General features: G+C 70.0%; 24 protein-coding genes and 1 tRNA gene. 21 read left to right on the plus strand and 4 right to left on the minus strand.

What is annotated here, in order from left to right; all coding sequences use genetic code 11:
- Window positions 1-82: 82 nt before the first annotated feature.
- From PYS65_RS27830 to dapD, 11 genes are all read left to right on the plus strand, one after another.
- Entirely contained in the window at window positions 83-919 is an 837-nt protein-coding gene (locus PYS65_RS27830) for a helix-turn-helix transcriptional regulator (protein ID WP_279336685.1), read from the plus strand.
- Window positions 916-2,337, plus strand: a complete 1,422-nt coding sequence (gene sufB, locus PYS65_RS27835; RefSeq protein WP_279336686.1) for a Fe-S cluster assembly protein SufB — start codon at window positions 916-918, stop codon at window positions 2,335-2,337. Before PYS65_RS27830 ends, sufB begins: the two co-directional genes overlap by 4 nt.
- Before the next feature lie 58 nt (window positions 2,338-2,395).
- Window positions 2,396-3,580, plus strand: a complete 1,185-nt coding sequence (gene sufD, locus PYS65_RS27840; RefSeq protein WP_279336687.1) for a Fe-S cluster assembly protein SufD — start codon at window positions 2,396-2,398, stop codon at window positions 3,578-3,580.
- Window positions 3,577-3,906 carry a non-heme iron oxygenase ferredoxin subunit gene (locus PYS65_RS27845; protein WP_279336688.1) on the plus strand — a complete coding sequence of 110 codons (330 nt, stop codon included), beginning with the start codon at window positions 3,577-3,579 and terminating at the stop codon, window positions 3,904-3,906. Before sufD ends, PYS65_RS27845 begins: the two co-directional genes overlap by 4 nt.
- A 7-nt stretch (window positions 3,907-3,913) precedes the next feature.
- Entirely contained in the window at window positions 3,914-4,678 is a 765-nt protein-coding gene (gene sufC / locus PYS65_RS27850) for a Fe-S cluster assembly ATPase SufC (protein ID WP_279336689.1), read from the plus strand.
- The gene (locus PYS65_RS27855; protein WP_279336690.1) at window positions 4,675-5,931 is read left to right on the plus strand and encodes a cysteine desulfurase; all 1,257 of its coding nucleotides are present in this window, start codon (window positions 4,675-4,677) and stop codon (window positions 5,929-5,931) included. The genes sufC and PYS65_RS27855 overlap by 4 nt, the downstream gene beginning before the upstream one ends.
- 19 nt (window positions 5,932-5,950) lie before the next feature.
- Entirely contained in the window at window positions 5,951-6,415 is a 465-nt protein-coding gene (gene sufU / locus PYS65_RS27860; RefSeq protein ID WP_279336691.1) for a Fe-S cluster assembly sulfur transfer protein SufU, read from the plus strand.
- On the plus strand, window positions 6,412-6,744 hold the full coding sequence (locus tag PYS65_RS27865; RefSeq protein WP_279336692.1) for a metal-sulfur cluster assembly factor: 333 nt from the start codon (window positions 6,412-6,414) through the stop codon (window positions 6,742-6,744). The genes sufU and PYS65_RS27865 overlap by 4 nt, the downstream gene beginning before the upstream one ends.
- Before the next feature lie 133 nt (window positions 6,745-6,877).
- Window positions 6,878-7,198 carry a DMT family transporter gene (locus tag PYS65_RS27870; RefSeq protein WP_279336693.1) on the plus strand — a complete coding sequence of 107 codons (321 nt, stop codon included), beginning with the start codon at window positions 6,878-6,880 and terminating at the stop codon, window positions 7,196-7,198.
- Window positions 7,198-7,740 (plus strand): TetR/AcrR family transcriptional regulator, encoded by a 543-nt coding sequence (locus tag PYS65_RS27875; RefSeq protein ID WP_279336694.1) that lies wholly within the window; start codon window positions 7,198-7,200, stop codon window positions 7,738-7,740. Before PYS65_RS27870 ends, PYS65_RS27875 begins: the two co-directional genes overlap by 1 nt.
- Window positions 7,741-7,793: 53 nt before the next feature.
- Window positions 7,794-8,783, plus strand: a complete 990-nt coding sequence (gene dapD / locus PYS65_RS27880; RefSeq protein WP_279336695.1) for a 2,3,4,5-tetrahydropyridine-2,6-dicarboxylate N-succinyltransferase — start codon at window positions 7,794-7,796, stop codon at window positions 8,781-8,783.
- 151 nt (window positions 8,784-8,934) lie between these two features.
- On the opposite strand, the gene PYS65_RS27885 is transcribed toward dapD, so the two are convergent.
- Complete coding sequence (locus PYS65_RS27885; protein ID WP_279336696.1) at window positions 8,935-9,288, minus strand: hypothetical protein; 354 nt, start codon at window positions 9,286-9,288, stop codon at window positions 8,935-8,937.
- A gap of 268 nt (window positions 9,289-9,556) precedes the next feature.
- Here PYS65_RS27885 and PYS65_RS27890 point away from each other — a divergent pair, with 268 nt between their 5' ends.
- Both PYS65_RS27890 and PYS65_RS27895 read left to right on the plus strand, forming a co-directional pair.
- Window positions 9,557-10,444: a septum formation family protein gene (locus tag PYS65_RS27890; protein ID WP_279336697.1), complete on the plus strand. Its 888-nt coding sequence runs from the start codon at window positions 9,557-9,559 to the stop codon at window positions 10,442-10,444.
- A 378-nt stretch (window positions 10,445-10,822) separates the two neighbouring features.
- Window positions 10,823-12,031, plus strand: a complete 1,209-nt coding sequence (locus tag PYS65_RS27895; protein WP_279336698.1) for an RNA-guided endonuclease InsQ/TnpB family protein — start codon at window positions 10,823-10,825, stop codon at window positions 12,029-12,031.
- A gap of 36 nt (window positions 12,032-12,067) precedes the next feature.
- Here PYS65_RS27895 and PYS65_RS27900 read toward each other — a convergent pair whose 3' ends face one another.
- Window positions 12,068-12,382, minus strand: a complete 315-nt coding sequence (locus PYS65_RS27900) for a DUF6980 family protein (protein ID WP_279336699.1) — start codon at window positions 12,380-12,382, stop codon at window positions 12,068-12,070.
- 157 nt (window positions 12,383-12,539) lie between these two features.
- Between PYS65_RS27900 and PYS65_RS27905 the strand changes: the two genes are divergently transcribed.
- The 3 genes from PYS65_RS27905 to PYS65_RS27915 all read left to right on the plus strand — a co-directional run bounded on the left by PYS65_RS27905 (window position 12,540) and on the right by PYS65_RS27915 (window position 14,760).
- Entirely contained in the window at window positions 12,540-13,190 is a 651-nt protein-coding gene (locus PYS65_RS27905; RefSeq protein WP_279336700.1) for a M15 family metallopeptidase, read from the plus strand.
- 233 nt (window positions 13,191-13,423) lie between these two features.
- Window positions 13,424-13,918 carry a hypothetical protein gene (locus PYS65_RS27910; protein ID WP_279336701.1) on the plus strand — a complete coding sequence of 165 codons (495 nt, stop codon included), beginning with the start codon at window positions 13,424-13,426 and terminating at the stop codon, window positions 13,916-13,918.
- A 104-nt stretch (window positions 13,919-14,022) separates the two neighbouring features.
- The gene (locus PYS65_RS27915; protein WP_279336702.1) at window positions 14,023-14,760 is read left to right on the plus strand and encodes an SAM-dependent methyltransferase; all 738 of its coding nucleotides are present in this window, start codon (window positions 14,023-14,025) and stop codon (window positions 14,758-14,760) included.
- Here the strand turns inward: PYS65_RS27915 and dapA are convergent.
- Complete coding sequence (gene dapA / locus PYS65_RS27920) at window positions 14,675-15,685, minus strand: 4-hydroxy-tetrahydrodipicolinate synthase (RefSeq protein ID WP_279336703.1); 1,011 nt, start codon at window positions 15,683-15,685, stop codon at window positions 14,675-14,677. The two genes, PYS65_RS27915 and dapA, sit on opposite strands and share 86 nt — an antisense overlap.
- 146 nt (window positions 15,686-15,831) lie before the next feature.
- Between dapA and PYS65_RS27925 the strand changes: the two genes are divergently transcribed.
- Window positions 15,832-16,293 (plus strand): phage holin family protein, encoded by a 462-nt coding sequence (locus PYS65_RS27925; protein WP_387038363.1) that lies wholly within the window; start codon window positions 15,832-15,834, stop codon window positions 16,291-16,293.
- Complete coding sequence (locus PYS65_RS27930; RefSeq protein ID WP_279336704.1) at window positions 16,290-16,685, plus strand: DUF3618 domain-containing protein; 396 nt, start codon at window positions 16,290-16,292, stop codon at window positions 16,683-16,685. Before PYS65_RS27925 ends, PYS65_RS27930 begins: the two co-directional genes overlap by 4 nt.
- A 91-nt stretch (window positions 16,686-16,776) precedes the next feature.
- On the opposite strand, the gene PYS65_RS27935 is transcribed toward PYS65_RS27930, so the two are convergent.
- Complete coding sequence (locus tag PYS65_RS27935) at window positions 16,777-18,603, minus strand: endonuclease/exonuclease/phosphatase family protein (RefSeq protein WP_279336705.1); 1,827 nt, start codon at window positions 18,601-18,603, stop codon at window positions 16,777-16,779.
- A 286-nt stretch (window positions 18,604-18,889) separates the two neighbouring features.
- Here PYS65_RS27935 and PYS65_RS27940 point away from each other — a divergent pair, with 286 nt between their 5' ends.
- The 3 genes from PYS65_RS27940 to PYS65_RS27950 all read left to right on the plus strand — a co-directional run bounded on the left by PYS65_RS27940 (window position 18,890) and on the right by PYS65_RS27950 (window position 22,100).
- Window positions 18,890-20,353, plus strand: coding sequence for a hypothetical protein (locus PYS65_RS27940; protein ID WP_279336706.1), 1,464 nt, complete (start codon window positions 18,890-18,892; stop codon window positions 20,351-20,353).
- A 171-nt stretch (window positions 20,354-20,524) separates the two neighbouring features.
- On the plus strand, window positions 20,525-21,982 hold the full coding sequence (locus PYS65_RS27945) for an alkaline phosphatase PhoX (protein WP_279336707.1): 1,458 nt from the start codon (window positions 20,525-20,527) through the stop codon (window positions 21,980-21,982).
- A tRNA-OTHER gene (locus tag PYS65_RS27950) sits at window positions 21,975-22,100 on the plus strand. The genes PYS65_RS27945 and PYS65_RS27950 overlap by 8 nt, the downstream gene beginning before the upstream one ends.
- Window positions 22,101-22,147: the final 47 nt, after the last annotated feature.

The following is a 22,147-nucleotide window of genomic DNA, read 5'->3' on the forward strand; positions in this document are numbered from 1 at the left end:
GGTTCACCTAAGTGACGCAGCGCACCCGGGGGAGAACGGACGCGGCTTGCCCGTCCCCGATGAATTACGCAACAATGGCGTTGTGAAAAAGGTTGGCGAGGCTCCCCAGGAGGAACTTGCGACCGGTGAGCGGTCCACCCGCAACCGGGTCGCTCGGTCCGTGCTGGACCACGGCCCGTCGACCGTCTCCGAGCTCGCCGAGCGGCTCGGGCTGACCCAGGCGGCCGTCCGCCGCCACCTCGACGCCCTGGTCACCGACGGCATCGTGGAGGCGCGCGAACGGCGGGTCTACGGCGCACGCACCCGCGGGCGCCCGGCCAAGGTCTTCGCCCTCACGGACTGCGGGCGGGACGCCTTCGACCAGTCGTACGACGAGCTGGCCGTGGACGCCCTGCACTGGATCGGCGAGCAGGGGGGCGGTGACGAGGCGATCGCGGCGTTCGCCCGCGCCCGGATCGCCGCCCAGGCCGGCGCGTACCGCGAGGCGGTCGAGGCCGCGGCCCCCGAGGAGCGGACCCGGGCGCTGGCCAAGGCGCTCAGCGCGGACGGGTACGCTGCCACGGCGCGCAGCGCCCCCGACCCGCAGCAGGGCGAGCAGCTGTGCCAGCACCACTGCCCGGTCGCCCACGCGGCCGAGCGGTTCCCGCAGCTGTGCGAGGCGGAGACGGAGTTCTTCGCCGAGCTGCTCGGTACTCATGTGCAGCGGCTGGCCACCATCGCGCACGGCGACGGTGTCTGCACCACCTTCATCCCGAAGGGTGCGCAGACGGCGGCGTCCGCGCCGCGGTCCGTCAAGGCCGCACGCACCTCGCAGACGTCGAAACAGGCGTCGACACAGACTTCGAAGACTTCTGCGAAGAAGACTTCGCCGCACATCCACAACGCATCTGCAAGCACGGCCGGGAGGAACCCCGCATGACTCTCCCCACGGAGACTGCCCACCCCGAACTCGAGGGCCTGGGTACGTACGAATTCGGCTGGGCCGACTCCGACGAGGCAGGCGCCGCGGCCAAGCGCGGTCTGAACGAGGACGTCGTCCGCGACATCTCCGCCAAGAAGAACGAGCCGGAGTGGATGCTGAAGCTGCGGCTGAAGGGTCTGCGGCTGTTCGACAAGAAGCCCATGCCGAACTGGGGCTCGGACCTGTCGGGCATCGACTTCGACAACATCAAGTACTTCGTGCGCTCCACCGAGAAGCAGGCCGCTTCCTGGGAGGACCTGCCCGAGGACATCAAGAACACCTACGACCGGCTCGGCATCCCCGAGGCGGAGAAGCAGCGCCTGGTCGCCGGTGTCGCCGCGCAGTACGAGTCCGAGGTCGTCTACCACCAGATCCGCGAGGACCTGGAGGAGCAGGGCGTCATCTTCCTCGACACCGACACCGCGCTGAAGGAGCACCCGGAGCTCTTCCAGGAGTACTTCGGCACCGTCATCCCGGTCGGCGACAACAAGTTCGCGTCGCTGAACTCGGCCGTGTGGTCCGGCGGGTCGTTCATCTACGTCCCCAAGGGCGTCCACGTGGACATCCCGCTGCAGGCCTACTTCCGGATCAACACGGAGAACATGGGCCAGTTCGAGCGGACGCTGATCATCGTCGACGAGGACGCCTACGTCCACTACGTCGAGGGCTGCACCGCCCCGATCTACACCTCGGACTCGCTGCACAGCGCCGTCGTCGAGATCATCGTCAAGAAGGGCGGCCGCTGCCGCTACACGACGATCCAGAACTGGTCGAACAACGTCTACAACCTGGTCACCAAGCGCGCCGTGGCCTATGAGGGCGCGACCATGGAGTGGGTCGACGGCAACATCGGCTCCAAGGTGACGATGAAGTACCCGGCCGTCTACCTCATGGGCGAGCACGCCAAGGGCGAGACCCTGTCCATCGCCTTCGCCGGCGAGGGCCAGCACCAGGACGCCGGCGCCAAGATGGTCCACATGGCCCCGAACACCTCGTCGAACATCGTCTCCAAGTCGGTGGCGCGCGGCGGTGGCCGTACCTCCTACCGCGGCCTGATCGAGATCGGTGAGGGCGCTCCCGGCGCCAAGTCCAACGTGCTGTGCGACGCGCTGCTCGTGGACACCATCTCCCGCTCCGACACCTACCCCTACGTCGACGTCCGCGAGGACGACGTCTCCATGGGCCACGAGGCGACCGTCTCCAAGGTCTCCGAGGACCAGCTCTTCTACCTGATGAGCCGCGGTCTGTCCGAGTTCGAGGCGATGGCGATGATCGTGCGCGGCTTCGTCGAGCCGATCGCCAAGGAACTCCCCATGGAGTACGCGCTCGAACTCAACCGGCTGATCGAGCTGCAGATGGAAGGCGCGGTCGGCTAACCCACCACGCCGTTCCGTCAAGCCCCTTACGCAAAGGAAAGCGAGCACTACGACAGCCATGGCTGAGGCTCAGAACATCCCCGTGGGTTCCACCACCGCGGGCTCGATCGCGGTCGCCGCGGAGTCGACCGTCGCCACCCGCATGAGCGCGCCCCCGTCCTTCGACGTGGCGGACTTCCCCGTCCCCCACGGCCGTGAGGAGGAGTGGCGGTTCACTCCGCTGGAGCGGCTGCGCGGTCTGCACGACGGCACCGCCGCCGCCACCGGCGAAGGCGTCAAGGTGGCGATCGACGCACCCGAGGGCGTCCGCGTCGAGACCGTCGGCCGCGACGACGCGCGGCTCGGCCGGGCGGGCAAGCCGGTCGACCGCGTCGCCGCCCAGGCGTACAGCTCCTTCGAACAGGCCTCGGTCGTGACCGTGCCGAAGGAGACCGTCCTCACCGAGCCGATCCGCATCGCGGTGCACGGCGAGGGCGGCGCTGCCTACGGGCACCAGGTGATCGAGCTCGGCGCCTTCGCCGAGGCGGTCGTCGTCATCGACCACACCGGTGACGCGGTGCTCGCCGCGAACGTCGAGTACGTCCTCGGCGACGGCGCCAAGCTCACCGTCGTCTCCATCCAGGACTGGGACGACAAGGCCGTGCACGTCGCCCAGCACAACGCCCTCGTCGGCCGCGACGCCTCCTTCAAGTCGGTCGTCGTCACCTTCGGCGGCGACGTGGTCCGGCTGCACCCCCGGGTGGTCTACGCGGGCACCGGCGGTGAGGCCGAGCTGCTCGGCCTGTACTTCACCGACGCCGGCCAGCACCAGGAGCACCGCCTCCTGGTCGACCACAACGTTCCGCACTGCACGTCGAACGTCGCCTACAAGGGCGCGCTCCAGGGCGACGACGCGCACGCCGTGTGGATCGGTGACGTGCTCATCGAGGCCAAGGCCGAGGGCACCGACACCTACGAGATGAACCGCAACCTGGTGCTGACCGACGGCGCCCGCGTCGACTCCGTGCCCAACCTGGAGATCGAGACCGGTGAGATCGTCGGAGCCGGCCACGCCTCCGCGACCGGCCGCTTCGACGACGAGCAGCTCTTCTACCTGATGGCCCGCGGCATCCACGAGAAGGACGCCCGTCGTCTGGTGGTCCGCGGCTTCTTCGCCGAACTCGTCCAGCAGATCGGCGTCCCGGACATCGAGGAGCGCCTGATCGCCAAGATCGAGGAGGAGCTGGAGGCCGCGGTCGCATGACCTTTCAACGCGCCTGCGGACTGAGCGAGCTGGAGGAGGACACTCCGAAAAGAGTGGAACTCGACGGCACGCCGGTCTCCCTCGTGCACACCGAGGGCGAGGTGTTCGCGATCAACGACATCTGCTCGCACGCCAACGTCTCCCTCTCGGAGGGCGAGGTCGACGACTGCCACATCGAGTGCTGGCTGCACGGCTCGCGCTTCGACCTCCGCTCGGGCAAGCCCGACAGTCTTCCGGCCACCCGCCCCGTCCCCGTATACCCCGTAAAGATCGAAGGGGGCAGCGTCTTTGTCGACGTACGCGCCTCCCTCACCCAGGAGTCCTGAGGCACCCATGGCAACGCTTGAAATCCGAGACCTGCACGTCACCGTCGAGGCCGACAACGCCACGAAGGAGATCCTCAAGGGCGTCGACCTCACCGTGAAGCAGGGCGAGACGCACGCCATCATGGGCCCCAACGGCTCCGGCAAGTCGACCCTCGCCTACGCCCTGGCCGGTCACCCCAAGTACACCGTGTCCGGCGGCACCGTCACCCTCGACGGCGAGGACGTCCTGGAGATGTCCGTCGACGAGCGCGCCCGCGCCGGCCTCTTCCTCGCCATGCAGTACCCGGTCGAGGTCCCCGGCGTCTCCGTCTCCAACTTCCTGCGCACCTCCGCCACCGCCATCCGCGGCGAGGCGCCCAAGCTGCGCCACTGGGTGAAGGAGGTCAAGGAGACCATGGAGCGCCTCCACATGGACCCCGCCTTCGCCGAGCGCAACGTCAACGAGGGCTTCTCCGGCGGTGAGAAGAAGCGCCACGAGATCCTCCAGCTGGAGCTGCTCAAGCCCAAGGTCGCGATCCTCGACGAGACCGACTCCGGTCTGGACGTCGACGCGCTGCGCGTCGTCTCCGAGGGCGTCAACCGGGTCCGCGAGTCCGGCGAGGTCGGCACCCTGCTGATCACGCACTACACGCGCATCCTGCGCTACATCAAGCCCGACTACGTCCACGTGTTCGCCGACGGCCGGATCGCCGAGTCCGGCGGCGCCGAGCTCGCGGACAAGCTGGAGAACGAGGGCTACGAGGCATACGTGAAGGGTGGCGCATCCGCGTGACACAGCTGCCGGGCCTCCTCGACACCGAGGCGATCCGCAAGGACTTCCCGATCCTGGACCGCCAGCTCCACGACGGGCGGAAACTGGTCTACCTGGACAACGCGGCGACCAGCCAGAAGCCCCGTCAGGTACTGGACGCGCTCAGCGAGTACTACGAGCGCCACAACGCCAACGTCCACCGTGGAGTGCACGTCCTCGCCGAGGAGGCCACGGCACTGTACGAGGGCGCACGCGACAAGGTCGCCGCGTTCATCAACGCGCCCAGCCGCGACGAGGTGATCTTCACCAAGAACGCCTCCGAGTCGCTCAACCTCGTGGCCAACATGCTCGGCTGGGCCGACGAGCCCTACCGGGTGGACCACGAGACCGAGATCGTCATCACGGAGATGGAGCACCACTCCAACATCGTGCCGTGGCAGCTGCTCGCGCAGCGCACGGGCGCGAAGCTGAAGTGGTTCGGCCTCACCGACGACGGCCGCCTCGACCTGTCGAACATCGACGAGATCATCACCGAGAAGACGAAGATCGTCTCCTTCGTGCTGGTGTCCAACATCCTGGGCACGGTCAACCCGGTCGAGGCGATCGTGCGCCGCGCCCAGGAGGTCGGCGCCCTGGTGTGCATCGACGCCTCCCAGGCGGCGCCGCACATGCCGATGGACGTCCAGGCCCTCCAGGCCGACTTCGTGGCCTTCACCGGCCACAAGATGTGCGCTCCGACCGGCATCGGCGTCCTGTGGGGCCGCCAGGAACTGCTCGAGGACCTGCCGCCGTTCCTCGGCGGCGGTGAGATGATCGAGACCGTGTCGATGAGCTCGTCGACGTACGCCCCGGCCCCGCACAAGTTCGAGGCGGGCACCCCGCCGGTCGCGCAGGCGGTCGGCATGGGCGCGGCGATCGACTACCTGAGCGCCATCGGCATGGACAGGATCCTCGCCCACGAGCACGCCATCACCGAATACGCCGTCAAGCGCCTGACCGAGATCCCGGACCTGCGCATCATCGGCCCCGCCACGGCCGAGGACCGCGGCGCCGCGATCTCCTTCACGCTGGGGGACATCCACCCGCACGACGTGGGCCAGGTCCTCGACGAGCAGGGCATCGCGGTCCGGGTCGGCCACCACTGCGCGCGGCCGGTCTGCCTCCGGTACGGAATTCCCGCGACCACGCGAGCGTCGTTCTATCTGTACTCCACGCCGGCCGAGATCGACGCTCTGGTCGACGGACTGGAGCACGTACGGAACTTCTTCGGCTGAGGGGCTGGCGAGCGATCGCATGAAGCTGGATTCGATGTACCAGGAAGTCATCCTGGACCACTACAAGAACCCGCACGGGCGGGGCTTGCGGGATGGCGACGCCGAGGTGCACCACGTCAACCCGACGTGCGGCGACGAGATCACGCTGCGCGTGAAGTACGACGGCACGACGATCAGCGACGTCTCCTACGAGGGGCAGGGCTGCTCCATCAGCCAGGCCTCCGCCTCCGTGCTGAACGAGCTGCTGGTCGGTGAAGAACTCGCCAGGGCGCAGAAGATCCAGGAGACCTTCCTGGAACTGATGCAGTCCAAGGGGAAGATCGAGCCCGACGACGCGATGGAGGAGATCCTGGAGGACGCGGTCGCGTTCGCCGGGGTCTCCAAGTACCCGGCCCGGGTCAAGTGCGCCCTCCTCAGCTGGATGGCGTGGAAGGACGCGACGGCCCAGGCACTGGGCTCCGACGCCGAAAGGACAACGGCATGAGTGAGACCGTGGAGATGAAACCGGCCTCCGAGGAGGAGGTCCGCGAGGCCCTGATGGACGTCGTCGACCCCGAACTGGGCATCGACGTCGTCAACCTCGGCCTGATCTACGGCGTCCACGTCGACGACGGCAACGTGGCGACCATCGACATGACCCTCACGTCCGCGGCCTGCCCGCTGACGGACGTCATCGAGGACCAGGCCAAGTCCGTGACGGACGGCCTGGTCAACGAGCTGCGCATCAACTGGGTCTGGATGCCCCCGTGGGGCCCCGACAAGATCACGGACGACGGCCGTGAGCAGCTGAGGGCGCTCGGCTTCAACGTCTGAGCCGAGGCACGACCGGCCGACCGGCCGCACGCACGTCGGAGGAACGGCGGGTGACCCCCTGCGGGGACCACCCGCCGTTCCTCTTTTCCTTTTTACGCGCTGGTGCGGCCGTTCGTTGTGTACGCTCGTACACATGGGATACCTGCTGCTCGCCGGAGCGATCGTCGCGGAGGTGGGCGCCACCACCGCCATGAAGTACAGCGACGGCTTCAGCAGACTCTGGCCCTCACTGCTGACCCTGCTCGGCTACGTGGTCTCCTTCAGCCTGCTCGCCCAGACACTGCGCACCCTCTCCATCGGCACCGCGTACGCCATCTGGGCCGGGGTGGGCACCGCCGCCATCGCCGCGATCGGCGTCCTGTTCATGGGGGAGGGACTCACCGCCCTCAAGGCCCTCGGCATCGCGCTGATCATCGTGGGCGTGGTCGTGCTCAACCTCGGCGGCGCGCACTGATGGCCCGGCGGTACGACCCCGAGCGGCGCCGGCGGATCATCGACGCGGCGATCCGGGTGGTCGGCAGGAGCGGCATCGCGGGGCTCAGCCACCGCAGCGTCGCCGCCGAGGCCGATGTGCCGCTCGGCTCCACGACGTACCACTTCAAGACCCTCGACGAGCTGATGGTCGCCGCGCTGCGCCAGGCGAACGAGGGCTTCGCCAAGGCCATCGCCTCCCGCGGCGGCCTGGAGGACACACGCACCGACCTGGCGACCGAGCTCGCCGGGCTGCTCGGCGAATGGCTCGACGGCGAGCGCACCGGCGTCGAGCTGGAGTACGAGCTGTATCTGGCCGCCCTGCGCCGGCCCGCGCTGCGCCCCGTGGCGGCCGAGTGGTGCGAGGACGTCACCGTGCTGCTGTCCCGCCGCACGGACCCGGTCACGGCCCGCGCCCTGGTCGCCCTGATGGACGGCATCTGCCTCCAGGTACTGCTGACCGGCACACCGTACGACGAGGCGTACGCGCGGGAGATGCTGGACCGGGTCGTCTCCGGTACCTGAGACGGCGCGACACCGGTTCGCATCCCCGGGCCCCGGCTGGTTAGGTTGCCCTCATGACCGACACGACTGCTCAGAGCACCACCGGCGCGGTGGCCGCCGGCCTCGCCACCCTCGCCGCCGACGGCACCGTCCTCGACACCTGGTTCCCCGCCCCCGAACTCTCCGGCGCGCCCGGCCCGTCCGGCACCGAGCGGCTGTCCGCCGAGCGCGCCGCCGAACTGCTCGGTGGCGGCGCGACCGCGGCGATCGGGCCGGACGCCCGCCGGGGCGTCGAGGTGGTCGCGGTCCGCACGGTCATCTCCTCGCTCGACGCGAAGCCGGTCGACGCCCACGACGCCTACCTGCGCCTCCACCTGCTCTCGCACCGTCTGGTCAAGCCGCACGGCCAGAACCTGGAGGGCATCTTCGGCTGCCTCGCCAACGTCGCCTGGACCTCGCTCGGCCCGGTCGCCGTCGACGACGTCGAGAAGGTGCGGCTGAACGCCCGTGCCGAGGGCCTGCACCTGGCCGTGACGTCCGTCGACAAGTTCCCCCGGATGACGGACTACGTCACCCCCAAGGGCGTCCGCATCGCCGACGCCGACCGGGTCCGCCTGGGCGCCCACCTCGCCGAGGGCACCACGGTCATGCACGAGGGCTTCGTCAACTTCAACGCGGGCACCCTCGGCACCTCGATGATCGAAGGCCGCATCTCCGCGGGCGTCGTCATCGGCGACGGCTCGGACGTCGGCGGCGGCGCCTCCACCATGGGCACGCTGTCCGGCGGCGGCAACGTGATCATCTCCATCGGAGAGCGCTGCCTGATCGGCGCCGAGGCGGGCGTCGGTATCGCGCTCGGCGACGAGTGCGTGGTCGAGGCCGGCCTGTACGTCACCGCGGGCACCCGCGTGACCATGCCCGACGGCGAGGTCGTCAAGGCCCGCGCGCTGTCCGGCGCCTCCCACATCCTCTTCCGCCGCAACTCGCTCACCGGCACGGTCGAGGCCCGCCCGAACAACGCGGTCTGGGGCGGCCTCAACGACGTCCTGCACAACCACAACTGACCACCGGCAGAGTCCACAGCCCCGGTCAGCGCCGAGCGCCCTCCCACGGCCCCAGAACGGCCCGGGAGGGCGCTCGTGCGCGCACAGGCTTCTCCCGGTATCGCGCTGCCCGCGCCGGCACTCGTCGCCCCACCGGTGCGGGAGCCGGAGTTCAGTCCGCGTACACGATGATCAGGCCCAGAGCCGCGAACGACACGACGGACGAGCCGAGCAGCGTCAGCGCTGCCGACACCGCCGCCGTCAGCCGCTCGTAGCCCTTGCGCAGGCCCGAACGGAACACCACTCGGGCCAGGACGAGCGGCAGCGCCACGAAGGTGAGGAAGACCAGCGGCGCCGAGAGCCGACTGAACACGGTGGTGCCGGTGTCGGTGACCAGGTGCCGGACGGCTGCGCCGAAAAAGGCCGCCGGATAGGCCAGCAGACCGAACGAGAGGACCGACGCCACGGCGACGGTCAGTCCCTCGGTCAGCCGCTCGGTACGCGAGCGCTCCCAACGCACTTCCATTGCACCGCTGTTCCCCATGCCCACCCCTGAATGCCTCAGTGCGGTCGCCGTCGGCTCAGCCGGTTCCGCTCGACAGCGCCCCGCTCCGCAGGAGTGTGTCACAGGGGGCGCCCGGCTCCCGCCTGTGAGCAGTTCGGAGACGACCCTCACGGTCCGTCACGAGTCAGAGACGTCACGATGAGGTGAGGACCTTCGTGCGGCCGGGCCACAGGGATGGCATACGATGCGTGCGACATTTATGAAGATCATGTAAGAGGATGTACACGCCATGGCAATCCGCGCCCCGTATCGCTCCCTTCGCGGCATGTCCGCCGTTGTCGCCCTGCTCGCGGTCGGTGCGGTGGGATGCTCGGACGTCTCCGACGCCGTCGACAGCGCCAAGGACGGCGCGAAGAAGGTGGCTCGCCAGCGCTCGGTGTTCTCGCTGGACCTCGGCGACTGCTACAACCCGAACGGCAAGGCCGAGGGGGAGGCGTACGCCGTCGAGATCGTGCCCTGCGACGAGGCGCACGAGGGCCAGGTCGTCGGCGAGTTCGCGATCGACGAGGGCAAGGAGTACCCCGGCGACGACGAGATCGCGGCGATCGCGGACGAACGCTGCCCGGTCGAGGCGCAGAAGTACGCCCCGGACACCTGGGCGCTCCCCAAGGGCGTCGACCTCTACTACTACACCCCGACCAAGGAGAGCTGGGCGACGGGTGACCGCGCGGTGAGCTGCACCTACACCGCAGAGAAGAGCACGTTCAAGGGCTCGCTGGACACCGTGAAGTCCCTCAAGCCCGAGCAGACCACATACCTCAACGGCTCGAACGCGGTCTACGAGGCCCTGTGGGCGAACCAGCCCGAGAAGGACACCGTCGAGGACGACCTGGCCGGCTACAAGGCGCAGGCCAAGGCCGTCGCGGCCGCCCTCGACACGCACGTCAAGGGCCTGGACGGCATCGACGGCACCGAGGTCGGCAAGCTCCGCGCGACGCTGACGAAGGCGGCCGGCAACTGGAAGAAGGCCGCGAACGCCGCCGACGCCGACGCGTTCTACACCGCCTACGAACCGGCGTTCACCGACATCGACCCGAACGAGTCGGTCGCCGCCCGCAAGGAACTGGGCCTGGCCACCACGGTCCCGGCCGACGAGGCCGACGTCTGGGCAGGCTGACGCCCCGTCGGGTCAGCGGGGCCGGGTCCGCCAAGGGCCGGCCCCGCTTCCCATGGCCTGCTCGGCGGGTCAGATCGCAGGAAAACGGCGGCGCCTCATCCGCGCGGGCGAGCAGGGCGATGGGGGTCGCCTGCTCGAAGAGCGTGGGGAGGGCGCGCCGGCCCCCTCGTGCGCGGCATGGTGTGCCGGACACGCCCCGGTTGGGCGCGGAGTGCTCTGGAAGCCGCCCGGCGGAGCCGAGAGAGGCGCGAACGTGCGTGCCCCTGTTCGCTGGTAGGGGTGGTAGGGGTGGAAGAGGTGTGCGGGTGTGCGGGACCCGTACGTACGGTCAGTTGGCCGGGTACCGGCTGTCCGGAACAGAGGTGAGGGGGGTGAGTGATGGGGGAGACCGCTGGGCGTGCCCGGTATACGTATCGGTTGCGGGTGTCGGCCACTGCCCAGGAGGGGCTGGAGGCGGAGTGGGGACGGTGCCGGTGGCTGTGGAACGAATGCGTCGCCAAGTCGCGTCAGGTGCACGTGCACCATCAGGCGCACCCCGGAGACAGGCTGACCTGCGGTCCGGCGCGGCTCGATCGGATGCTCACCGATGTCCGCGCCAAGGCGTTGTGGCTCCGTGAGGGTGCGAGTGTTCCCCAGCAGCAGACGATCCGTGACTTCGCCGCCTCCCGTAGCAAAGCGTTGAAGGACATCAAGAACCGGCTGCCGCAGAAGCGGCGGGCCGGGATGCCCCGGCACAAGAAGCGGCGCGGGAGTGATCCGTCGCTGAACTACACGCGGCGCGGCTTCCGCCTCAAAAAGGGGCGACTGCACCTGGCGGGCGGGATCGTCCTGACCGTGGTCTGGTCGCGTCCTCTGCCGGCCGAACCGTCGAGCGTGCGGGTCTACCGCGACCATGCCGGGCACTGGTATGCCTCGTTCGTCGCCCCCGCCCGGGTCGAGGCGCTGCCGCAGACCGGCGCGGTGATCGGCATCGACTGGGGAGTGAGGGAGACCGCCACCACCACCTCCGACGCCCACGACCTCCCCCACCCCCGCCACGGCTTCAAGGCGCAGCAGAAGCTGTCCCGCTACGACCGGATGATGGCCCGCCGCAAACCGGCGAAGGGGCAGCCTGCGTCGAAGGGGTACCGGGAGGCGAAGAAGTGGCGGGCGAAGACCTACGCCAAGATCGCCCGACAGCGGCAGGACACCGCCCGCAAGTGGGCCAAGAAGGTCGTGCGCGACCACGATGTGATCGCGGTGGAGGACTTCCGGCCGAAGTTCCTCACCAGGACCACGATGGCGCGCAAGGCGGCCGATGCCGCGATCGGCGCCACCAAACAGGCCCTGATCGACATGGGCCGCAAACACGCCCGGGATGTACGGCTCGTACATCCTGCGCACACCACCATGGACTGCGCCAGGTGCGGAGCGAGAGCCAAGCACGCCCTGCCGCTGTCGGAACGTACCTACACCTGCACCGCGTGCGGAGCCGTGTCTCCCAGAGACAAGAACTCCGCCCGCGTGATGCTCCTCCGGGCAGGTCTGGACCCGACTGGTGTCGAGGGCACAAGACCTCCCGGAGCGCCGCTCCGGGAGGCCGCCTGAGCCAGGAATCCCCTCCCCCTTCAGGGAGGGGAGCAGTCAATCCTGCCGCAGAGAGGCGAGCCAGCGGCCGTCCTGGAATTCAGCAGGGACCTCGTCCTCCCAAGGATCGATCCCGCGGCGCTCCAGCTCGCCGAACCACCGATCCCGCTGCGACGCGGGGAGGCGTCGTCCGCACCAGGGGCAGAAGCTGATCGTGATGCTCGACGTGCCGCCGTCATGGATGATCAGCCCGTACTCCTGGAACTTGGCGCTGAAGTCGACCAGTGCGTCCGGGCAGGCGAAGGGGTCATCGTGCTGGTCGCAGCACACGTTCACACGGTTGGTCATCGCCTCGCAGCAGTGATCGGCCATAACCTCGGCTTCTCGTCGTTCGGCATCGTGACCAGAAGTAGATCACGGCCTGTGGTGATCACCGGGTGGCCCGTGGAGAACTGACGGGCCGACGGCTTCTGGTCAAGGGTGAGCAGGGGCATCACCGTTGAGCGGAGTAGGCGGCAATGATCAGCGTATGAACGAGATCGTGCTCATGTCGGATCCGAAGATCGCGGCGATCCCGGTGGTCGACTGCGGCGAACCGCTTGTCGATGTCCGGCTCCAGGGATCCCTCGCCGTCGACTCCCGTAAGGCCGACCAATCAGGGGCGTTCGCGCATCTGCGGGAAGGGGTCCTGACCCGACTTCTCACGGCACAGCAATTGCTCCCGGGCGGCGTGCTTCTGCTGTTCGTCGAGGGATACAGGCCGCCCGCGTTGCAGCGCTTTTACTTCGAGCGGTACGCCGACCATCTGCGAGCCGACCGTCCGGACTGGTCACCGAAGCAGATTCGAGAGGCCGCGAGCCGGTACGTTTCGCCACCGGAGATCGCGCCGCACAGTGCCGGCGCCGCAGTAGACCTCACTTTGATCTCCGCCGACGGGAGCGAACTCGACATGGGAACCCGGGTGAACGCCAGCCCGGAGGAGAGTGACGGTGCCTGTTACACGGACGCCGGCGGAGTCGGCTCCGAGGCGCGGGCCAACCGGCGGGTGCTCGGTGACGCACTGACCGCTGTGGGTCTGGCGAATTATCCCACCGAGTGGTGGCACTGGTCCTACGGCGACCGCTATTGGGCCCTTCAAGTCGACGCCGACCGTGCGATGTACGGGCCGCGGGAGCTCTGATGAGCGGCGGGTGACGCTCCCACCCACCGGGCCCGGGCAGGGCTTGTGCCAGGCGGTGGCGTCAGCCTGTCATGACGAGAGCCTGGCCGAGGCCGCCTGATCGACGGCCTCACCACCGACTGACCCCGGCCGCCTGCCTCGACCGAGAGGTCCGGGAGGAGAACGGCTGGGCCGGCTCCGGCGTCTGTACGTCCGTACGTCTGTTCGCTCGATCGACGGAAGGTGCCCGGAACGTGTTCGTCCTGCTGGCCTTCGCGGCCCTGTTCACCGTCCCCGTCTGGGGCATCGCGGTGATCGTCAAACTGGTGTCCGTCGTCCTGCCGGGCCGGCCGCCCGACTGGGGCGTGCGGCTGCTGCGTTGGGGCGCCGGCATGGCGGCGGCAGCGGCGGTCGTCCTCCTGGTCCTGGCACTCGGCTCTGTGCAGGCCTCCGACCACGAGTCCCGGTCCGGTACCGATTCCTCCCCCGCGCCCGCCTGTCGCAACGCCGCTCCCCACCTTGTGGAGGGACTCGTCGGCCACCGTGCCTCGTATCTGCCACCGGCTTTCGACTGCGTCCGGGACGACGGGACGACGTACCCGAGTTCCGGAAGCTATGCGTGGCTCAACGGCCTCGTCGTCACCTGGGCGACGGCCTCCGTACTGCTGGCGGCGGGCGCCAGGTACGCGACCGGCCGGCAGACGGCGCGGCAGGTGGAGGTGCCAGAACCCGATGGGTCGTCGCGATGACCCCCTCGCGGGGAACGGTGTGAGGATGGCCGAATCCGGTTTCCGGTCCGGGGGCCGGGCGGAAATCAGGTGCGTGTGCATCGCCGCCGTGTCAGGCTCCGCCCGTGGACCGGGAACAGATCTCCAGGCGTGCTCATGCGGACCATCCGATCGCAGCCCCGCTCGACGACGACTCGGTGCGCCGACTGCTGGAACGTGGTCTCTCACGCGGTGCCGGGCGTGTACTCGACCTCGGCTGCGGCGGCGGAGAGTGGCTCCTGCGGGCCCTGGCCGTGCAGCCGCGGCTGCGGGCCGAGGGCGTCGACATCTCCAAGAGCTCGCTGGCGCACGCGCGTCAGGCCGCGCGGCGGCTCGGAGTGGACGACCGCCTGACCCTCCACCATCAGGACGCTGCGCGTTTCGTCGCCTCCCACGCCTTCGACCTGGTGCTCTGTGTGGGAGCCACGCACGCTTTCGGTGGCCTGCTCCCCACTCTCGCGGCGGCGCGTGAGCACCTGGCTCCCGGGGGATGCGTTCTGGTCGGTGACGGGTTCTGGGACCGCGAGCCCTCTCCCGAGGCCGTCGAGCTGTTCGGGGACCTCGCCGACCTGCCGACCACGCTGGACCGGATCGCCGCGGACGGGTGGACGCCTGTCCAGGGACATATCAGCTCCCGTCAGGAACTCGACGACTACGAGTGGGCCTGGACAGGGTCGCTGGCCTCATGGGCCCTGGACCATCCCGATGATCCGGACAGCGCCCAGGCGCTCGAGGCGGCTACCACTCATCGCGACCAATGGCTGCGTGTCTACCGGGACGTGCTGGGTTTCGTGTGCCTCGTCCTGCGTCCGGCGCGGGACTGAACTCCGGGCGGAGCTGCGCTGGTGGCGGGGGGCAGGCTGTGGTCAGGGCCTCGTGGAGGGACCTGAGGGTGGCGGACGCCTCGGGGGATGCGGGGCGTAGAGGTGGGCGGGGTGGGCCTGCGGGGAGGGAGAGGGCGGTGAGGAGGGCCTTGGTGGTGACCGTGCCGGGGAGGCCGTTCGCCATCATCGCCTCGATGAGGGGGGTGGCCCGCTGCTGGAGGTCGGCCGCGCGAGTGGTCTCGTCGGCGTCGAACGCGTCCAGGACGGAGCGCAGGTGGTCCGGGACCACGTTCGCGACCGTACTGACGTAGCCGGAGCCGCCGACCGCGTACAGGGCGAGGATGTGCTCGTCGCAGCCCGCGTAGTAGGCGAGATCCGTGCGGGAGAGGATCTTCTGGGCGGCCAGGAAGTCGTACGAGCAGTCCTTCACCGCCACGATCCGGGGATGCTCGGCGAGCCGTAGCATCGTGTCCGGCTCGATGCGGGTGCCCGTGCGGGCCGGGATGTCGTACAGGATCAGGGGGAGGCCAGTGGCGTCCGCGACCTCGTGGAAGTGCGCCTCGATCGCGTCCTGCGGCGGGCGGCTGTAGTACGGGGTGGCGACCAGGAGACCGTCGGCGCCCGCCCGCTCGGCCTCACGGGCGAGGTCGGCGGTGTGCGCGGTGTCGGCGGTGCCGACACCGGCGACGATCGAGGCGCGATCGCCCACCGCCTCCCGTACGGCCGTGACGAGGGCGGACTTCTCGGCGTCCGTCGTGGTCGGGGACTCGCCCGTAGTACCGGACAGCACCAGGCCGTCGCAGCCGTGGCTCACCAGGTGGTCGGCCAGACGCGCGGCACCGTCCAGGTCCAGGGCACCGGCAGGGGTGAACGGCGTGACCATGGCGCACAGGGCGCGGCCGAAGGGAGGCGTCGATGGGGTCATGGGAGTAGTCTCCGCTCGACCACCGTGTACCTCCACTTAAATCTTCTGTCCTTTATTGATAAGCATCAGTAAGGGATGGCGCTCAGGATAGGCACCTCGCGCTCCGGGTACTCGGAAGACACCCGACCGAGAGGAGGCGGAACACCGTGACCGCAACCATCGAACAACCGCGGGTTCGCGACACGCGCAGCCGCGGCAGCGGCAGCCGCGCCGAATACAGCCATGACGGGCACAGCGTGGGCGAACTCGTCGGACAGGCCACCGAGCAGGTCTCCCGGCTGGTGCGGCAGGAAGTGGCCCTGGCCAAGGTGGAGCTGGCCGAGAAGGGCCGCCGGGCCGGACGCGGCGGCGGCATGCTGGGCGCCGCGGGCGCCTTCGCCTACGCCGGCCTGCTGGCGACGGCTTTCACCGGTGGTGCCGCACTCTCTCTCGTCCTGCCGGTGTGGGCGGCGGCGCTGATCATCACGGCCGTGCTGTTCGTGATCGCCGCCGTGCTGGCAGCGCTCGGCCGGGCCGAGCTCAAGAAGGCCACGCCGGCCGCCCCGGAACAGACGCTGGGCAGCGTGAAGGCCGACGTGGAGGAGATCAAGGGGAGGGCGCACCGATGACGCGGGATGTGAACGGGGCGAACCCGCCTGCGCGGGCGGTGGATTCCGGTTCCGGTTCCCACATCGAGCCCGGGGTCGAGCAGGACGCCGCCGCCCGCGGAGCCAAGGGGCCGGACGAACTGCGGCAGGAGATCGAGCGGACCCGGCACGAACTCGGCGACACCGTCGAGGAGCTGGCCGGAAAGATGGATGTCAAGGGGCATGCGCTGGCCCGCGTGGACGACCTGCGCGACAAGGCCGGTGCGATGACCGTGCAGCTGCGGAGCAGCGCCACCCAGGTCCGGCGGGCCGGAACACGGAAGCCGTGGCCGGTGATGGTCGCCGGGGGAGCGGCGGCCGGGCTGGCCGCGACGGCCGGGATGGCGGTGCTGCGGCGGCGCGGGGCGCACTGACTGCGGACCGGAAGCGCCGCGGATTCGGGCGGGCACGGCCGGGGCCGGCCGGACGGGAGCGTCCGGCCGACCCTCGACGCGGGTGCACGCCCTACGGGCGGAAGCGCAGGATCTGTGGGTCGTGGTCGCTGATCTGGTCGTGGAACTCGGCGTTGATGTGCACGCTGTCGTACGAGAACGTGCCGCCGCGGCGGATCGACGGGCTGATCAGGATCTGGTCCAGGACCTGGCTGTTGCCCTGGTAGACGTAGGAGTAACGCTCGCTCCTGGGGAGGGACTTGACGGCTGACCAGAGAGTGTCCCGGCCCTCGAGGATCTTGGTCGTGGTGGAGAACTCGAAGTCGTTGATGTCGCCCAGGACGACGACGTCCGCGTTCTTCTGGGTCTTGAGGACCTTCGCGGTGAAGTCGTGGACCGCCTTCGCCTGGAGGTGGCGCTGGGTCTCGGAGCCGCGCGACGGCGGCTGGTACTGCGAGGTCAGGCTCTGGTCGCCGCCCTTGGAGGCGAAGTGGTTGGCGATCACGATGACCGTGCGGCCGCGGAAGACGAACTCGCCGGCCAGCGGCTTGCGGCTGTTCTCGAAGGCATGGGACGTCGGATCGATCCGGCCGGGGGAGTGCGTCAGGGCCGCCTTGCCGCGCACCTTGGCGACGCCGACGGCCGTGGTGGCGTCGCCGCCCGCGCGGTCGGTGAAGGAGACCCGCTCCGGGTCGAAGAGGAACACCTGGCGGATGTTGCCGCCCGGTTCGCCGCCGTCGGCCTTGTCCGCCGGGTCGACGGAGCGCCAGTCGTAGCGCGGGCCGCCGGCCGCCTCGATCGCGTCGATCAGCCCGGCCACCGTCTCGTCGGCGGCGACCGTGCCGTCGTCGGTGGAACCGTTGTTGTCCTGGATCTCCTCCAGGGAGACGATGTCAGGCGACCTCAGGTGGCGCACGATCGCGTCGGCGTGCGCGGCGAAGGTGCCGTCGGACGGGTCGAGGTTCTCCACGTTGTAGGTGGCGATCGCCAGTTCACCGGTGTGCTGCCGGCGGGTGGACTCGCGCCGCTGGTCCTTGCTCTTCAGCGTGCCGAGTTCGCCCGCCACGAGCGTGTAGCCGCCGAACTGGTTGAAGTCCAGCGGGCCCGCGGTGGTGCCGGCGAGGGTGTCGCCGACGTTCGCGTCGGGGAAGTCCGCGGCCCGGCCCAGGGACTGGATCTGCAGGCGGCCGGTGTTCCGGTCGTCGTAGGAGCCGTAGACCGTGCCGCCGCGCAGGGTGCGGTTCTCCCACGGCTTCACGGTGACCCAGAGTTCGGTGTACGGGTCGGTGGCGCCGACCACCCGGGCGTCGGAGACCTGGACGTTCATGCCCTCCAGGGACTCGTAGAGGTCCAGGGCGTACCGGTCGGGGCGCAGCGGGAGTGCGTTGACCGAGCCGTTCGCGGCGGGGTCGCCGGCCGGGGTGTAGGCGGCGGGTACGGACCGCGCGTCGATCCTGGTGGCGGCCGGGACCGGGTTGCCGCGGGAGACGACGGTGACCGTGGGCCGGGTGATCTCCGTCAGCGACTGGTTGCCGGAGGCCGTACCGCCGGGGACGAACTCCGTGACCGTGCCGGAGACCGTGACGGCGTCGCCGACGGCGACCCCCTGGGGGGTCGAACCGGTGAAGACGAAGACGCCCTCGCTGGTGGCCGGGTCGGCGTCCGGGTTCGGGTCCTGGATCCAGAAGCCGCGGGACGAGCCGTAGGTGCGGATGCCGGTGACGATTCCGGTCACGTCGGTGACCTGCTGTCCGGCGTACGGCGATATCCGGGTGTCGCCCTGGATGTCGTGGATGCGCACGGACTCCGCGTGCGCGGGCGAGGCGAGGGTGACGGCGGACGCCGCGCACACGGCGGCGACGGTGAGCGCGGCGAGGCGCGCGGACGACTTGCTCGGCAACGGATTCCCTCCGGGAAACGTGATGAGTGCCGGGGCGAGGGTGGCAGATGTGACGTGCGGGGCGTGCGGGGTGTACGGGGTGTACGGGGCGTGCAGGCCCGGTGCGCGACCGTCCGCCGTTTTCTACGCGCGTCAATCTCCAGCCTGGCCAGGCCACTTGTCAAGGTTCCAGCCATGTACGGCGGCTGAAGGAGAGGTGAAGCGGGCGGCTTGGGGGGGAAATCCGTCTAGGCTGAGCGGTTGAGCCACATGAGGCGCCGAGGACAGCACCTAGGAGAAACAGCCGATGTCAGACAGCTCCACCCTGCCGCCGGCGCGACTGCACCCCGACGCGGAGCTGGCGCGTGAAGCACTGTCCACGCCGTTGCTGTCCCGGGCGGTCCGACTCGCCCGCTGGGCCGGACCCGAGACCCGGGTCGACGCCGGTGGCGGGCTCGTCGACGCGCAGCTGCCCGCGGCGGCCGAGGTGCTCGGGCTGAGCGGGGAGGAGGCCGCCGCCGACGCCGGTGAGGCGTGGCGGGTCGCCGTGGACGCCGGGCTCGTCGACGTGGTCGACGAGGAGGAGGGCACCGTCACCGCGGGTGCCGACCTCGCGCTGCTCGCCGGGGGCGCGCCGCAGGACGTCCTCACGGTCTGGCTCGCCGCCCTGGAGACGGTGCTCGCCGACGCGAGCGTGCCCGACCTGGAGGGGCTCGTCGACGCCATCGCCGCCGGGGACGGATCCGGCGAACTCGACCTCGCCTCACTCGACTGGAACCCCGAGGCCGAGGCGGAGTTCCTGGACGGGGTGCTCCGCAACCTCTACCTGCTGACCGCCGGTGAGGAAGGCCCCGCCGGGGTACCGGTGCCGCTGCCCGCGCTGGCCGCGTCCGCGCTCGTCCCCGACGACATGCCGGAGCCCACCGACGACGTGCTGCGGCAGGTGTCCGACGCGATGATGCGGCTGGACGACCAGTTCCGCATGCTGGCGCCGGTCGGACTCGTGGAGTACCAGCCGGTCGACGAGACGCTGTTGGTCGAGACCGATGAAGAGTCTGTGGATCCTGCAGAGTCCGTGGAGTCCGCGGAGCCGCAGGACGACACCGACGTCTCCCGCTACGGCGTGGTGCGGCTGACCCCGCTCGGGCTGTACGGGCTGCGGGCCCGGCTGCTGGAGGCCGGGTTCGAGGCACCGGCGGTCGGGGACCTCGCGGACAAGGGTGCCGACGCGCTGCTCGACGGTACGGCCGTGTTCCCGCCGTCGGCGGCTCACGCGGAGACCGAACAGTGGCTCGCCCGGCGTGAACCGCTGGCCGCGGCACGGGAGTTGCTGGCCGCGGCGCGCGGGAGCGACAAGAGCGCCCCGCTGCGGCGGCTGCAGTGCCAGCAGGCGCTGTCGCTGGTCGGCCTCTCGGCCGAGCCCGCCCTGCGGGAGGTGCTCGACGACGCGGAACTCGGCGGGCTGGCCCGGGTGTGGCTGACCGAGCACGGGGCCGCCGACGTCCCGCCGCCCTCCGAGGCGATGATCTTCTGGCTGACCGTCGACACGGTCGCCGCGCAGCTCGCCGCCGAGGGCAACTCCGAGGAACTGCGGGCCCTGGTGGAGGGACTGGCCCGCCAGCACAGCGGCTTCTTCGCCACGGCCTGGCGGGTGGAGCACCCGGCCACGGCGGAGGTGCTGGAGGCGATGGGCCGGCTGCACCCGGACAAGAAGATCGCCAAGGAGGCCCGCAAGGCAGCCTTCAAGGCCCGCTCGCAGCACGGGGGTTGAGGGTTCCCACTCGGGGGCCTTGGAGCACGTGCGGGGCCGGACGGCCCCGTGCGGTTCACCGAAGCGGTGGCCGGGATGCCCCGCGGAGTTCAATCGGCGTTCAGGCGTGGGCGGAAGCGTGACGGTGTACGAGGCCGGTCCTCACGGCAACTCACCGCCACAGGAGACTCCATGTCGCTCACCCGCAGGGACTTCACCAGAACATCCGCGGTCGCCGGTGCCGGTGTCGCACTGGTGGGCAGCGTCGGCGCCCTCGCCTCCGCACCCCACGCCCTCGCGTCCCACGACGCCGAGAGCGTGGGAGAGGACCGGGAGCAGGCCCGGCGGCACCACCCCACGGTCGGCTACGGCCCCCTGGTCCCCGACCCCGACGGCATCCTCGCCCTGCCCGCCGGCTTCTCGTACCGCATCCTCACGTACACGGGCAGGACCAGGCTCGAGACCGGCGAGTTCACCCCGGCCGAGCACGACGGCACGGCCGCCTTCCCCGGCCCGCGCGGCACCACCCTCCTGGTCAACAACCACGAGATCGACGGCCCGCGCGACGAGGCGGAGTTCCCCGTCCCGCTCGCCGAGGGCCTCGTCTACGACCCGGGCGCCCCCGGCGGCTGCACGGTCGTCGAGGTGCGCCCCGACGGCAGCGTCGCCGAGTGGGTCGGCATCGCCGGCACCGCCGACAACTGCGCGGGCGGCAGCACCCCCTGGGACACCTGGCTCACCTGCGAGGAGAACTCCGACCGGGCCGGCGAGAACGGCATGACCAAGGACCACGGCTACGTCTTCGAGGTCGACCCGGCCGACCGGCGCGCCAACCGCGACCCCAAGCCGCTGAAGTTCTTCGGCCGTTACGACCACGAGGCCGTCGTCATCGACCCCAGGCGCGGCCACGCCTACCTCACCGAGGACGCCGACGAGCCCAACGGCCTGTTCTTCCGCTGGAGTCCGCCCGAGGACTTCCGCCACGGCCCCGGCAGGTTCCGCACCCTCGCCGACGACGCGGGCGTCCTCCAGGCGCCCAAGTGCTACGACTCCGGCGGCCGGTTCGTCGACGACCTCTCCCGCGCCACCAGGACCGGCACGGTGTACGGCGTCGACTGGGTCGACGTACCGGACCGCGACGCGCGGACCGTCTCCGTGCGCGAGCAGTTCGGGCCCGGTGAGATCACCCGGGGCCGCAAGCTGGAGGGCATGTGGTGGGGCGACGGCGGGGCGTACTTCGTCTCCTCGTACGCCCGTGAGGAGAGCCCCGTCCAGCACGACGGCCAGGTCTGGTTCTACGACCCCCGGCGCCGCACCCTGACCCTCAAGGTCCTGCTCGGCGTGAACCCCGACCCCGGCAAGGAAGGCGCCTTCGACGGCCCCGACAACATCACCGTCTCCCCGTACGGCGGGCTGGTCATCGCCGAGGACGGCGACGGCGTGCAGCACCTGTTCGGCGCCACCGACAGCGGACGCACCTACCCCATCGCCCGCAACGAACTGAACATCGGCACCGAACAGGAGCCGGAGTTCAGCGAGTTCACCGGCGTCACCTTCTCGCCCGACGGAAGGACCCTGTACACCAACATCCAGGAACCGGGCATCCTGCTCGCCGTCACCGGCCCCTGGAAGCGGCAGAAGCGCCGGTAGTTAATTCGCTCGCCCGACCGAGGGTCGCCCTTTTAGAGTGATGCACGTCCAGGTGCGAAGGCAGGACCTACTTCCACTCATAATGGGGCGGTCACGGGTTCGAGTCCCGTCACCGGCACAACACGCCGGTGTAGCTCAGGGGTCAGAGCACCATCGTCGGTTCCG

Source organism: Streptomyces cathayae, assembly GCF_029760955.1.
Classification (GTDB): Bacteria; Actinomycetota; Actinomycetes; order Streptomycetales; family Streptomycetaceae; genus Streptomyces; species Streptomyces cathayae.